Source organism: Streptosporangium vulgare (assembly GCF_042428775.1).
Classification (GTDB): domain Bacteria; phylum Actinomycetota; class Actinomycetes; order Streptosporangiales; family Streptosporangiaceae; genus Streptosporangium; species Streptosporangium vulgare.
The window spans coordinates 213799-227244 of the sequence record NZ_JBHMBS010000009.1; the positions used below are offsets into that span (position 1 = coordinate 213799).

Sequence of the window (13446 nt, forward strand, 5' to 3'; positions counted from 1 at the left end):
CGCCCGCGGACGTGGTGGACGAGCACCGGGGGCCGGGCCCGGGAGCCGTGCCTGGAGCGGCGAACCGGCCCGGCCCTCCGGACAGGGGTCCCTACGCCCTCAGGCGCAGGCCCCGGGGGGTCGGGTGGAACCCCGCGGCCTCCAGGGCGGCGCCCAGGGGGGAGTCGTTGATGGCGGTGCCGTCGGCCCGCTCGACGGTCAGCTTGCCCAGCGCGCCGTCGCGCACGGCGAGCGCGAGGGCGTCGACGGCGGGCTGGAGGCGCTCGTCGGCGGAGAAGGAGAGCAGGGTCTTGCCGCCGCGCTCGACGTAGAGGATCAGGTGCCCGTCGACGAGGACGACCAGGGCCCCGGCCTTCCTGCCGGGCTTGTGGGACACCTCCCCGGGATGGGCGGGCCACGGCAGGGCCGCCCCGTACGGGCTGGCCGGGTCGGCGGACGCCAGCACCACCGCCCGCCGCGTGTTCCCCTCGGCCCTCTCCGGCTTCCGTGTGCTCCACGGGTCGGGTTCCGGGGCCGCGTCCGGCCGTACGAGCGCGCGCATCCGGTCGACGGCGCCGGGGAGGGCGAACTGGGCGCCGCCCAGACCCTCCACGAAGTAGCCCCTGCGGCACCGGCCGCTCTCCTCGAAGGCGCGGAGCACCTGGTAGACGGCGGCGAACCCGCCCGGCAGCCGCTCCGAGGTCACCGCGCCCCTGGTCACCACGCCGTGCCGCTCCAGCAGCACCTCGGCTTGGGCGTGGACGCGCTGGGTGGCGTCTTCCGCGAGGGCGGGCAGCGCCCACCAGCGCCCGCCCACCGTGGGCGGCCCGCTCCTGGTCGGCAGCACCGCCCGCCGTCGCCGGGTCGGGGCCGGGCGGTGCGCCGGGCGTCCCGTCCCGAGGACGGCCCGCAGCGGCGCCAGCGTGTCGCCGGTGACCCGGCCCGACCACACCAGGTCCCACACGGCGGCGGACAGGGCACGGTCGTCCGGGACGGCACCGGCGAGGAGAGCGCCGACCCGGCCGCCCAGCTCGCGGAAGAACAGCGCGCCCCCGCCGCCCAGGACCTCCAGCACCGCCTCGTGCACCGGCGTCAGGGTGACGTCGGCGGGGCCGGGCATCAGCAGCGGCGCGGTGTCGGCGAAGTAGAGCGACACCCAGCCGTCGCCGCCCGGCAGCGACCCCTGCCCCACCCAGATCACCTCGCCGGAGGCCGTCAGCTCGTCCAGGAACGACGGGTCGTATCCGGGCACCCGCGAGGGCAGGATCAGCGTCTCCAGCGCCGACGCGGGCACCGCCGCGCCCTGCAACTGCTCGATCGCGCCCACCAGCGCGTCGATCGGCGGCCTGCCCCGCTGCGGGGTGCCGGAGATGCCGTGCCAGGCGGGCGCGAAGGCGGCCAGGGTCTCCGCGGGGACCGGCTCCACCTCCTTGCGGAGCCTGGCGAGGGACCTGCGGCGCAGCATCCGCAGCACCCCCGCGTCACACCACTCCTCGCCCCTGCCACCCGGCCGGAACTCCCCGCTCACCAGCCGCCCCGAGACGGCCAGACGGCGCAGCGCGTCGGTGACGACCGCCGGACCGAGGCCGAACCTGGTCGCGGCGGTGCTCGCGAGGAAGGGGGTGCGCGTACGGGCGTGCCGGGCCAGCAGGTCGCCCAGCGGGTCGTCGACCGGTTCGAGGAAGGCGTGCGGAACCCCCACGGGCAGCGGCACGCCGAGCGCGTCGCGCAGCCGGGCGGCGTCCTCGATCGCCGCCCACCGCTCCTGCCCCGCCACCCGCACCCTGATGGCCCGCCGGGAACCCTCCAGTTCGGTCAGCCACGCCGGGTCGCCCTCGCGCACGCTGACGTCCTCGGCCACCAGGGGGCCGTGGGAGCGGAGCAGGTCGGCCAGGTCCTCGGCGTCGCGCAGCGGCCGGTCCAGCCGGGCCAGCTCCCGCTCGGTGTCGGTGATCACGTCGAGGTCGAGCAGCTCGCGCAGGTCCGCCTGGCCCAGCAGCTCGGCCAGCAGGGTCGTGTCGAGCGCGAGCGCCTGGGCGCGGCGCTCGGCCAGCGGGGCGTCCCCCTCGTACATGAACGCGCCGATGTAGTTGAACAGCAGCGACGCCGCGAACGGCGACGCCTTGTCGGTCTCGACCTCCACCAGCCGGACCCGCCGCGCCTCGATGTCGCGCATCAGCCGGACCAGCCCCGGCACGTCGAACACGTCCTGGAGGCACTCGCGCATCGTCTCCAGCACCACGGGGAACGACCCGTAGCGGCCCGCCACGTTCAGCAGGTGCGAGGCGCGCTGCCGCTGCTGCCAGAGCGGCGACCGCCTGCCCGGCACGCGGCGCGGCAGCAGCAGGGACCGCCCCGCGCACTCGCGGAACCGCGCCGCGAACAGCGCTGAGCCGCCCAGCTCCTCGGTGACGATCCGCTCGATCTCGTCCGCGTCGAAGATCGCGACATCGGACGGGGGATCGGAGAGCGTGTCGGGGACGCGCAGCACGATCCCGTCGTCGGAGTGCACGGCCTGCACGTCGACGCCGTAGCGCTCCCGCAGCCGCCGCCCGATCGCGAGCGCCCACGGCGCGTGCACCCGCGCCCCGTACGGGGAGTGCACCACCACCCGCCAGTCGCCCAGCTCGTCGTGGAACCGCTCGACCAGCAACGTCCTGTCGTCCGGCACGTAGCCGGTCGCCTGCCGCTGCTCGGCCAGGTAGGAGAGCAGGTTGGCGGCGGCGTACTCGTCCAGCCCCGCGGCCTCGATCCTCGCCAGGGCCCTCTCCCGCGCGGTGCCTCCCGCTTTCACGCTCCCCGCTTCTTCGTCTCCCGCTCCCGAGCTCTCCGCCCTCGTGCTCCCCGCCCTCGTCCCTCTGCCGCCCGCGCTTCCCGCCTCGGCGTCCGCGCCCGCCGCCGACATCTCGCGGAGGAACGCGCCGATGGCCCTCCCCAGCTCCGCCGGTCGCCCGGCGGTGTCGCCGTGCCAGAAGGGGAGCTTTCCCGGCTGGCCGGGGGCGGGCGTGACCAGCACCCGGTCGGCCGTGATCTCCTCGATCCGCCAGGAGGTCGCGCCCAGCACGAACACGTCCCCGGCCCGCGACTCGTAGACCATCTCCTCGTCCAGCTCGCCCACCCGGGAGGACTTCTCCCCGACCAGGAACACGCCGAACAGCCCTCGGTCGGGGATCGTGCCGCCGTTGGTGACCGCCAGCCGCTGGGCTCCGGGACGGCCCCGCAGGGTGCCGGTCACCCGGTCCCAGACGATGCGCGGCCGCAACTCGGCGAACTCCTCGCTCGGGTAGCGCCCGGCGAGCATGTCGAGCGTCGCCTCCAGCGCGCTCCTGGGCAGCGTCCGGTAGGGGGCGGCCCGCCGCACGACCTCCTCCAGCTCGTCGACCGTCCACTCGTCCATCGCGGTCATCGCCACGATCTGCTGGGCGAGCACGTCGAGAGGGTTGCGCGGGTAGCGCAGGTCCTCGATCTCCCCGCTCCTCATCCGCTCGGCCACCACGGCCGTCTGGACCAGGTCCCCCCGGTACTTCGGGAAGATCACGCCACGTGAGACGGCTCCCACCTGGTGCCCGGCCCGGCCGATCCGCTGCAGGCCGCTCGCCACGCTCGGCGGCGCCCCGACGCAGGCCACCAGGTCGACCGCGCCCATGTCGATGCCGAGCTCCAGGCTGGAGGTCGCGACCACGGCGGGCAACCGCCCGGACTTGAGCGCCTCCTCGATCTGGGAGCGCTCCTCCTTCGACACCGAACCGTGGTGAGCCCGCACGATCTCCGGGACGACCCCCTTGGCCGCGCCGGCCTGCGCCATCATCGCCGCCGGGGTGGAGAGGGAGGCCGGGGGCACGGGGAACCCCTCGGCCCAGTGCACCGGCTCCGCCCCCGTCACCGTCGCCGGGTCCTCCCCGGCCGGCTCCTCCCCGGTCTCCCGCCGCTCCCACGCCAGCTCGTTGAGGCGGGTGCACAGCCTCTCGGCCAGTCGCCGGGAGTTGGCGAACACGATCGTGGAACTGTGGCTCCCGATCAGCTCGAACAGCCGCTCCTCGACGTGCGGCCAGATCGACCGCCTGGCCGGGGTCTCGGTCAGCCAGCGGTCGTCGTCGGGGGCGGGCGGGGCGGGCGGGGTGTCGAGCTCGGTCATGTCCTCGATCGGGACGACCACCTCGACCTCGATCTCCTTGTCGGAGGGCGGCTGGACCACGGTCGCCGGGCGCGGGCCGCCCAGGAAGGCGGCCACCTCGCTCACCGGCCGGACGGTCGCCGACAGGCCGATCCGCTGGGCGGGCCGGGGCAGGAGGGCGTCGAGCCGCTCCAGGCTGAGGGCCAGGTGCGCGCCGCGCTTGGTGGCCGCCACCGCGTGCACCTCGTCGACGATGACCGTCTCCACGCCGCGCAGCGCCTCGCGGGCCTGGCTGGTGAGCAACAGGAACAGCGACTCGGGGGTGGTGATCAGGATGTCGGACGGTCTGGTCGCGAACCGGCGCCGCTCCTCCTGGGGGGTGTCACCCGACCGGATCGCCACCGAGATCTCCGGCACCGGGAGACCGAGCCGCCGCGCGGTCTGCCGCAGCCCGGCCAGCGGCGCCCGGAGGTTGCGCTCGACATCGACCGCCAGGGCCTTGAGCGGCGACACGTACAGGACCCGGCACGGCCTCGCCGGCTCTCCGTCCCCCCGAGTCCCCCGAGTCCCCGGATCACCCTGGTCACCCTGGTCACTCCGCGAACGGCCTCGCCCGCGCCGGGTGCTCGTACCGGCCGTGTCGTCGGCCGTGTCACCGGCCCCGCCCGCACCGGCCGCCGGGCCCGTACCGGAGGGGGCGGAGTCGGTGGGGGAGCCGGGAGCGGAGGAGGCGAGCCGGTCGAGCGACCACAGGAAGGCGGCCAGCGTCTTGCCGGATCCGGTGGGCGCGACCACCAGGGTGTTGTCACCCCGGGCGATCGCCGCCCACGCTCCCTCCTGCGCGGCGGTCGGCGCGGCGAACGCCCCGGCGAACCAGTCTCTGGTCATCCGGGTGAAGTGATCGAGCGCCCCGCCCGCCCCCGTCGTCTCGCTCATCGCCGCCCCCTAGCTCCCGGTCCGGAAGACGAACCGGGCCACCGCCAATACTGCCCGGCCCCACCGACAGAACCCGTCACCGCCCGCCCGGTGACCGGATGACGGACGGGAGCGGACGACTCGCGCGTCACCTGCGGACACATGATCCACCGGTGCGGCGGCCGGAGCGGGGGAGGCCGGGTTCGCGGCGTTCGCCGGAGTGGTGACTGTTCGCCACCATGACCTGACGTCCGGGATAGGTTGGCTCCCTCTCGTCAAGGACATGGCTTTGACGGACACACGACGTATTGAGTGGTGAGCTAACGGTGAGCATCGACCATCAGGCCATCGAGGCGACACGCGAGCGGATCAAGGCGGAGCACCTCAGAGCTCACCGCCCGCCGAGCAGCGCGAGGGGTTTGCACCACTTCGCGCTGATCTCCTCCGACGTCGAGACGACGATCGCGTTCTACCAGGACCTTCTGGAGTTCCCGCTGACGGAGATCTTCGAGAACCGCGACTACCGGGGCTCGAACCACTTCTTCTTCGACATCGGCAACGGCAACCTGCTCGCCTTCTTCGACTTCCCCGGCCTGGACCTCGGCCCCTACAAGGAGGTCCTCGGCGGGCTCCACCACGTCGCCATCTCCGTCGATCCCTCCACCTGGGAGCGCCTGCGGGGCAAGCTGGAGGCGGCGGGCGTTCCTCACCAGGTCGAGAGCGGCGCGTCCATCTACTTCGCCGACCCCGACGGGGCCCGCCTGGAGTTGCTCGCCGACCCCCTCGGAGAGATGTACGGCTCCCGCGTCCTCTGACGGCCCGTCCTCCCCTTCCCCGCCCCCTCCCTTCCTCGTCCCTGGCCGTCCCACCCTCGGTCGTGACGTCCCTTCCCCCGCCCGCCCTCTCCTTCCCGCTCCCCCGCCCGCCCCCTCCTTCCCGCTCACTCCGTCCCCGGTCCGCCCCGTCCGGCGGGGCCGGGAGAGCGGGGACGCAGGTGGCCCGGCGGCTCGCGGCCCGGCGGCGCGCCGGGCGGGTCGCGGCGCGCCGGAGTGGATCCATACTTGGGGCATGCGCCTATCGGATTTCTGGAAGCGGATGAAGTCACACTTCGGCGACCAGTACGCCGAGTCGTGGGCCCGCGACTACGTCATCGCCGATCTCGGAAGCCGGACGGTAATCCAGGCACTGGCCGACGGGGTCGGCGCCAAGGAGGTCTGGCACGCCGTGTGCGGGGTGACCGACGTCGCGCCCAGGCTCCGCTGAGGGCTGGAAAGCGTCAGGACCGGGAAGCGTCAGGACCGGAAGGCATCAAGGCCGGGGAGCGTCAGGACCGGGAAGCATGAGGGCGGGAGAGGGCGGGGGGCGGCCGGTGAGCGCGAGGAGCCGGCAAGCCTGAGCGAGCGGTGAAACCCCGAGAACACGCGGAAGCCCGAGCCCACGGTGGAAGATCAGAGGACCTGCGGGAAGGCCCGAGGGCCCTCTGAGGGGTGAGTGAGGCCGGGGGAACCGAGAAGGGCCGGGGTCAGGACGGTTCCGTGAGCGGGGCGAGGAGCTTCTCCACCGAGTCGGCCGCCTGCGCGGGATCGTCGGCGCTCTCCTCGCCGTCCGGCGACCACAGGAACATCCAGCCGTCCCTGACCGGGGTGGCGAAGACGATGGTCTGCCGGTGGCTGTCCGGATGCCACACCCACAGCACCGGGGCGCTGCCTCCGAGGGTGCGGCTCGCCAGCCCTCGTTGTCGCAGTTCGGCGGCCAGGGAGTCGAGATGGGCTAGGCGTTGCTGCGTGAACGCGTTGGGCACGTCGGGCACCTCGGGTCGTTTCCCCTCAGGATCACTCCAGGTCAGCCCGGTTACAACAGGTCCGAGGTAATTCTTGGAAATGTCGCTTCCTGGATGGGGTCCCCGCCCCCGGGGGCCACGACCCGCCGGCCGTGCGCGGCCTCGTGGGGGCCTCGCGGGGCCACTCCCGGTCGTACGCGGGGGAGTCGCCGGGGGAGTTCCGCGGCGGTTCGCGACTCCCGTAACGTATGGTGCCAACGAGCGGCGATCGAACAATCGTTCGGCTATATTGAACAGGCCACCACTCCTGGCGTGCCCTCCCGAAATTGTCGGCGGCACCCCGTAGCTTTCTGGCAACCGATCCAACCCGCGACCCTTCAGGGGGCTCCCATGGCAGCTAACGACCGCGAGAAGGCGCTTGAGACCGCACTCGCTCAGATCGAGCGGCAGTTCGGCAAGGGCTCGATCATGCGCCTGGGCGACGAGACCCGGGCGCCCATCGAGGTGGTTCCCACCGGCTCCATCGCGCTCGACGTGGCTCTCGGCATCGGCGGCTTCCCGCGTGGCCGCATCGTCGAGGTCTACGGTCCCGAGTCCTCGGGCAAGACCACGGTCGCCCTGCACGCGGTGGCCAACGCCCAGCGCGGCGGCGGCATCGCCGCGTTCATCGACGCCGAGCACGCGCTCGACCCGGAGTACGCCCAGAAGCTGGGCGTCGACACCGACGCGCTGCTCGTCTCCCAGCCCGACACCGGTGAGCAGGCGCTGGAGATCGCCGACATGCTGATCCGGTCCGGCGCCGTCGACCTGCTGGTCATCGACTCGGTCGCGGCCCTGGTGCCCAAGGCCGAGATCGAGGGCGAGATGGGCGACAGCCACGTCGGTCTCCAGGCCCGTCTGATGTCCCAGGCGCTGCGCAAGGTCGCCGGAGCGCTCAACAACACCGGCACCACCGCGATCTTCATCAACCAGCTCCGCGAGAAGATCGGCGTCATGTTCGGCTCGCCCGAGACCACGACCGGTGGAAAGGCGCTGAAGTTCTACGCCTCGGTCCGTCTCGACATCCGCCGCATCGAGACGCTGAAGGACGGCACCGAGGCGGTCGGCAACCGCACCCGGGTGAAGGTCGTCAAGAACAAGATGGCTCCGCCCTTCCGCGTGGCCGACTTCGACATCCTCTACGGCGTCGGCATCTCCCGCGAGGGTGGCCTGATCGACATGGGCGTCGAGCACGGCTTCGTCCGCAAGTCCGGAGCTTGGTACACCTACGAGGGTGACCAGCTCGGCCAGGGCAAGGAGAACGCGCGAAACTTCCTCAAGAGCCACCCGGACATGGCGAACGAGATCGAGAAGAAGATCAAGGAGAAGCTCGGCGTCGGCCCGCGCGTCGACAGCCCGGCCACCCCGTCGCCCGCCCCCGTGGCTTCGGCCCCGGCCGCCGCCTCCGGCCGCGCGTCCGGTGCCGCTTCGGCCTCCGCCGCGTCCGGCCGCGGCTCCAAGGCCGCCGCCGCTCCCAAGCCGGGTGACGCCTGAAGCCGGGCTGATCGATGACCACGGGACCTGACTCCGGTCCGGCCGGCGAGGCCGGGCCGAGAGACTGGGGTGCCTGGCCCGACGAACCTCGGGCGGCCTCACCGGGCCGGCGCGGGCGTGACCACGGCCCGTCCGTCTCGGAGGGAGGCTTTCGCGAGGAAGCCACGGACTTCGCGGGTGACGGGCCATTCGCGGGTGGCGGGCCACGAGGCCGGAAGAAGCGCGCCTCACGGCGCGGACGGCGGTCCGGGGGCTCTACCTCGGGTTTTCTTCCTGACGGACCTGATGGGCCTGACGGATTCGACGGGCCTGTCGGACTTGACGGATTCGACGGATCTGACGGATCCGCTGAATCCGCTGAATCCGCTGAATCCGATGGATCCAACGGATTCGGCGGGCGCGGCAGGTCGGGTGGGCGCGGCAGGTTCGGCGGACGCGGCCGGTCTGACGAACGTGACAGGTCCGGAGGGGCGGCCGAGGGGTCTGGGGCGAGCCGGGAGGCCGGAGCCGATCCGCAGGCGGTGGCGCGGGGCATCTGCCTGCGGCTGCTGACCATGGCGCCGCGCACCCGAGCCCAGCTCGCGGAGGCGCTGCGCAAGCGCGAGGTGCCCCAGGAGGCGGCGGACGCCGTGCTGGAGCGCTTCTCCGAGGTCGGGCTCATCGACGACGAGGCGTTCGCCGCGGCATGGGTGAGCTCGCGCCACGCCGGGCGGGGGCTCGCCAGAAAGGCCCTCGCCTCGGAGCTCCGCCACCGAGGGGTGGACGAGGAGACCGTGAAGGAGGCGGTGGATCGGCTCGATCCCGAGGAGGAGGCGGAGACCGCCCGTCGCCTTGTGCGGCGCAAGCTCTCCTCGACCCGGGGCCTGGAGCCCGCGGTCAGGACCCGCAGGCTGGCCGGCATGCTCGCCCGCAAGGGATACGGTCCCGGCCTGGCATTTCGCGTGATCCGCGAAGTGCTGGAGGACGAAGGGGCGGAAACATCGCCATTCGCGGAGGATCAAGGCTATCCGCTCGACTAGTTCAAAGCAGCTTGACAGCGGGTCTTTGCTTGCTCGTTACCTCTCTGACGCTTAATCTCAACGGCAGTGAGGAGTTACTCCGCGCAGCGCGGATTGTCATAGCGGTGTAATACGGACAAGCAGGCTTGGCGGATGAGGACGGGACGACGGACCGGCGGGAACAGCCGGTGAGTGATCCCCTCTGGGTTCACTCCTGTCCCGATGATGCGCCTCTTGAGCTTTCCGTGCCGTGCGTGTGACCCCTCGTGTGCCTGATATTTGCGACGCGAGGAAGGTGAGGCGCGCATGGATCCGGTCGTGGTCGTCATGTTGACAGTGACGGTTGTGGCTCTCGCCGTGATGACAGCCGTGCTGGTCGTGTTGCTGCGTCGTATAGGTGGAGCCGGGGCCCCGAAGGGCCCCACGCCTGAGCAGGAGGCCGAGGTCCAGGCCCACCTGGAGGAGGCCAGGCGCGAGGCCGCCGACATCCGGGCGAAGGCCCAGGACGATGCCGGAGAGCTGCTGCGCAAGTCGGAGACGGCGATCGAGGCGGCGGCCGAGATACGCAAGGAGGCCGAGGCCGAGGGCAAGATCCTGAAGTACGAGCTCAAGGAGCTCCGGTCCGACCTCGAACGCAGGGAGAACCGGCTGGCCGAGCGCGAGCAGCGTCTCGACGAGGAGGCCAGGCGCCAGGCCGACCGGGCCCGCAAGCTCGCCGAGACGGAGACCGAGCTGGCCGACCGTCGCGAGGATCTCGAACGGGTCGCCGAGGAGCGCAAGGCCATCCTGGAACGGGTGTCCGGGTTCACCAGCGACCAGGCCAGGGCCGAGCTGGTCAGGGAGATCGAGAACCAGGCCAAGCGCGAGGCCGCGCTGATCATCAGGGAGATCGAGGGCGAGGCGCGCAAGGAGGGCGAGAAGCGCGCCACCAAAATCGTCACCCTGGCGGTCCAGCGGGTGGCCACCGAGCAGACCGCCGAGTCCGTGGTGAGCGTCCTGCACCTGCCCGGTGACGAGATGAAGGGGCGCATCATCGGCCGTGAGGGCCGCAACATCCGGGCCTTCGAGTCGACCACCGGCGTCAACCTGATCATCGACGACACGCCGGAAGCCGTGTTGCTGTCGTGCTTCGACCCGGTCCGCCGCGAGACCGGGCGGCTCACCCTGGAGAAGCTCGTCCTCGACGGCCGCATCCATCCGCAGCGCATCGAGGAGGCCCACGAGCGCAGCAAGGCCGAGGTCCAGGAGTTGTGCGTGCGCGCGGGCGAGGACGCCCTGGTGGAGCTCGGCATCACCGACATGCACCCCGAGCTCGTCACCCTCCTCGGCCAGCTCCGCTACCGCACCTCCTACGGCCAGAACGTGCTCGGCCACCTCATCGAGTCGGCCCACATCGCCGGCATCATGGCGGCCGAGCTGCGGCTCGACACGACGCTGCTCAAGCGCTGCACCCTCCTGCACGACATCGGCAAGGCCCTCACCCACGAGGTCGAGGGCAGCCACGCGCTCATCGGCGCCGAGATCGCCAGGCGATACGGCGAGCACGAGGACGTCGTCCACGCCATCGAGGCCCATCACAACGAGGTCGAGGTCAAGACCGTCGAGGCCGTCCTCACCCAGGCCGCCGACGCGATCAGCGGCAGCCGTCCCGGCGCCCGCAGGGAGTCGCTGGAGGCCTACGTCAAGCGGCTGGAGCGCCTTGAGGAGATCGCCACCTCCTACGAGGGCGTCGAGAAGGTCTTCGCCATGCAGGCGGGCCGGGAGATCAGGGTCATGGTGAAGCCCGACGCGGTCGACGACATCCAGGCCCAGGTGATCGCCCGCGACGTCGCCAAGCAGGTCGAGGAGGAGCTCACCTACCCCGGCCAGATCCGCATCACGGTCGTCCGCGAATCGCGGTCCACCGAGTTCGCCCGCTGACCCCGCCGACCCCGCCGACCCCGTCCAACCTGCCGGACCTGCCGACCCGCAGAGCCCGCCGAACCTGGCCGACCCGCCCGCCCGGGGGAGCCCGCCGGTCCACCCGGCCCCTAGCTCAGGGGCGCAGCCAGCTCAGGAATGGAAGATCTGCTGGTAGAAGGCGAGCTCGGTGGCCAGGGCCGCGCTACGGGTCTCGGCGCGGCGGAAGCCGTGGGCCTCTCCCTCGAACGTGAGGTAGGTGCAGGGAACGCCCCGTTCGGCGAGAGCGTCGGCGAAGGCCTGTGACTGCGCCGGGGGGACCACCGGGTCGGACAGGCCCTGGAGGAGCAGCATGGGGCAGCTCACCCCCGCCACCCGGCCGACGGGCTCGCGCGAGGCGTACAGGGCGGGGTCTTCCGGGCCGACCAGCCACTCGACGTAGCGTGACTCGAAGTCGTGGGTGGTCGCGTTGAAGCCGGTGAGCTCGCTCACGCCGTAGTAGGAGACGCCTCCGGCGAACGCGTCGGACGCGCAGCAGGCCGCCATGACCGTCCAGCCGCCCGCGCTGCCGCCCCGGATCGCGATGCGCGCCGGGTCACCCAGCCCTTCCGCCGCCAGCCACTCGGCCGCGGCGATCGCGTCCTCGACGTCGACCACGCCCCACTGGCCGCGCAGCCGCTCGCGGTAGACGCGGCCGTAGCCGGTGGAGCCGCCGTAGTTGACGTCGAGCACGCCGATGCCCCTGCTGGTGAAGAACGTCTTCTCCAGGTCGAGCGCGCCGACGCTGTTCCCGGTCGGCCCCCCGTGCACGAAAACGACGTACGGCGCGGGGCCCTCGCCGCGCGCCACGGGGTTGGACGGGGGATAGAGGAACGCGTGCACCTCGCGCCCGAACCGGCTCTCGAACTCCACCGCTTCGGCGAGTGGCAGGTAGCCGGGGGCGGGCAGCTCGTTGACGTCCCGGCGGAGCTCCTCCGCCCGCCCGGTCACGGTGTCGATCCGGACGATCGACCGGGGCAGCGCCGGGCCGTACCCGATCCCGGTCACGGCGTGCCCGTTGGTGGCGAGCACCACCTCCCAGCCCTCATAGGGCACGCCCAGGTCGCTCAGCACGCCACTGTCCGGGTCGAGGACCCCCAGCCGCAGGTCGCCCCGCCCGTGCAGGACCGCGAGGCTCCCGTCGTCCATCAGCGCGTACGGCACCGCGCCGAGCTGCCACAGCGGCCCCGCGAACTCCTGCTCCGCCGGGTAGAGCGCCCTTGATGAGGTGTCGTGTATCCCGACCAGGTAGAGGTTCCACCAGCCCGACGAGTCGGAGATCAGGTAAAGGTGCCGTTCGTCACGCCACTGCGGGGCGAGCACCGACTCGGAGGTGCCTCCCTTGACCTTCCAGGAGGTGCCGTCGTCCAGCCGGGAGACCCACAGCTCGGTGCCGTTCCACGGCATCCGGGGGTGGTCCCAGCAGACGAAGGCGAGGTGCTCACCGTCGGGGGAGATGGCGGGGGCGGCGTAGAAGTCGTGCCCGGCTGCCCGCTCGCGCGGCTCGCCCTCGCCGGACAGTGGGATGGACACGATCGACCGGGTCACCCGGCCGTCGTCGTGACGCTCCCTGACGCACCAGATCTGCCCGTCGTGGACGACCAGGTCCGCGTAGCGCAGGGCCGTCGGCTCCTCGGGCTCCGGTGTGAGCGGCCTGGGCTCGCCGCCGGTGGGCAGCAGGTAGAGCCGCTGGTCGACGAAGTTGGCGAACACCACGCCCTCGCCGGGCACCACCGCGTACGACCGGCCGCCGTACTCGTGGACCCTGGTCCTGGCGCTCCAGGGCGCGCTCAGCAGCTCGCGCTGGGCGCCGTCGGCGCCGCGGTGCACGATGGTGGTCCGCCCGCCCTCGGCGGGGCGGTCCTCGGTCCACCAGACCTCCTCGCCGAGCATTGTCGGGTATCCGAGGCGCAGCCCGGAACGAGCGACGTCGGAGGTGGAGACCGGCGACGGCCAGGTGGCGTACGGCAGGACGACCTGCTCGGGGGACATGGCGCAATCCTGCCCGATAACCCGCCGCGTGTCGCCGGTATCACGCTCGCGTCATCCGAGATATGCCACCGGTGAATCGCGCGAGCCGTGAGATCGGAGGGAATGATGAGATGAGGGCCGTTGGTCCGGTCTCCGCCGTAAGCCGACCTGAGGATGGTTTCAACCCGCCCGGCACGCGGAGTCCGGCGCGCAGGGTT

8 protein-coding genes are annotated in these 13446 nt (G+C 72.3%); 5 read left to right on the forward strand and 3 right to left on the reverse strand.

The window, feature by feature from the left end:
* Window positions 1–91: 91 nt before the first annotated feature.
* A complete protein-coding gene (locus ACFFRH_RS20705; RefSeq protein ID WP_386158744.1) occupies window positions 92–5029 on the reverse strand; it encodes an ATP-dependent helicase in 4938 nt (1645 codons plus the stop codon).
* Window positions 5030–5334: 305 nt separating this feature from the next.
* Between ACFFRH_RS20705 and ACFFRH_RS20710 the strand changes: the two genes are divergently transcribed.
* Window positions 5335–5823 (forward strand): VOC family protein, encoded by a 489-nt coding sequence (locus ACFFRH_RS20710; protein ID WP_344749850.1) that lies wholly within the window; start codon window positions 5335–5337, stop codon window positions 5821–5823.
* 253 nt (window positions 5824–6076) lie between these two features.
* Window positions 6077–6271, forward strand: coding sequence for a DUF3046 domain-containing protein (locus tag ACFFRH_RS20715; protein WP_344749849.1), 195 nt, complete (start codon window positions 6077–6079; stop codon window positions 6269–6271).
* 259 nt (window positions 6272–6530) lie between these two features.
* On the opposite strand, the gene ACFFRH_RS20720 is transcribed toward ACFFRH_RS20715, so the two are convergent.
* Window positions 6531–6809, reverse strand: coding sequence for a hypothetical protein (locus ACFFRH_RS20720; RefSeq protein WP_344749848.1), 279 nt, complete (start codon window positions 6807–6809; stop codon window positions 6531–6533).
* Between the two features lie 369 nt (window positions 6810–7178).
* Between ACFFRH_RS20720 and recA the strand changes: the two genes are divergently transcribed.
* The 3 genes from recA to rny all read left to right on the forward strand — a co-directional run bounded on the left by recA (window position 7179) and on the right by rny (window position 11239).
* Window positions 7179–8321: a recombinase RecA gene (gene recA, locus ACFFRH_RS20725; RefSeq protein WP_386158750.1), complete on the forward strand. Its 1143-nt coding sequence runs from the start codon at window positions 7179–7181 to the stop codon at window positions 8319–8321.
* Window positions 8322–8842: 521 nt separating this feature from the next.
* Entirely contained in the window at window positions 8843–9340 is a 498-nt protein-coding gene (locus tag ACFFRH_RS20730) for a regulatory protein RecX (RefSeq protein WP_344749852.1), read from the forward strand.
* Window positions 9341–9625: 285 nt separating this feature from the next.
* Complete coding sequence (gene rny / locus ACFFRH_RS20735) at window positions 9626–11239, forward strand: ribonuclease Y (protein ID WP_344749853.1); 1614 nt, start codon at window positions 9626–9628, stop codon at window positions 11237–11239.
* 132 nt (window positions 11240–11371) lie between these two features.
* Here the strand turns inward: rny and ACFFRH_RS20740 are convergent, their stop codons facing one another.
* The gene (locus ACFFRH_RS20740) at window positions 11372–13249 is read right to left on the reverse strand and encodes a S9 family peptidase (RefSeq protein ID WP_344749854.1); all 1878 of its coding nucleotides are present in this window, start codon (window positions 13247–13249) and stop codon (window positions 11372–11374) included.
* Between the last annotated feature and the right edge of the window lie 197 nt (window positions 13250–13446).

What these genes read in the sequence shown, in the direction of transcription:
- ACFFRH_RS20705 (WP_386158744.1), bottom strand. Translation starts at nt 5,029, where the DNA reads ATGAGCGAGACGACGGGGGCGGGCGGGGCGCTCGATCACTTCACCCGG.
- ACFFRH_RS20715 (WP_344749849.1), top strand. Translation starts at nt 6,077, where the DNA reads ATGCGCCTATCGGATTTCTGGAAGCGGATGAAGTCACACTTCGGCGAC.
- recA (WP_386158750.1), top strand. Translation starts at nt 7,179, where the DNA reads ATGGCAGCTAACGACCGCGAGAAGGCGCTTGAGACCGCACTCGCTCAG.
- rny (WP_344749853.1), top strand. Translation starts at nt 9,626, where the DNA reads ATGGATCCGGTCGTGGTCGTCATGTTGACAGTGACGGTTGTGGCTCTC.
- ACFFRH_RS20740 (WP_344749854.1), bottom strand. Translation starts at nt 13,249, where the DNA reads ATGTCCCCCGAGCAGGTCGTCCTGCCGTACGCCACCTGGCCGTCGCCG.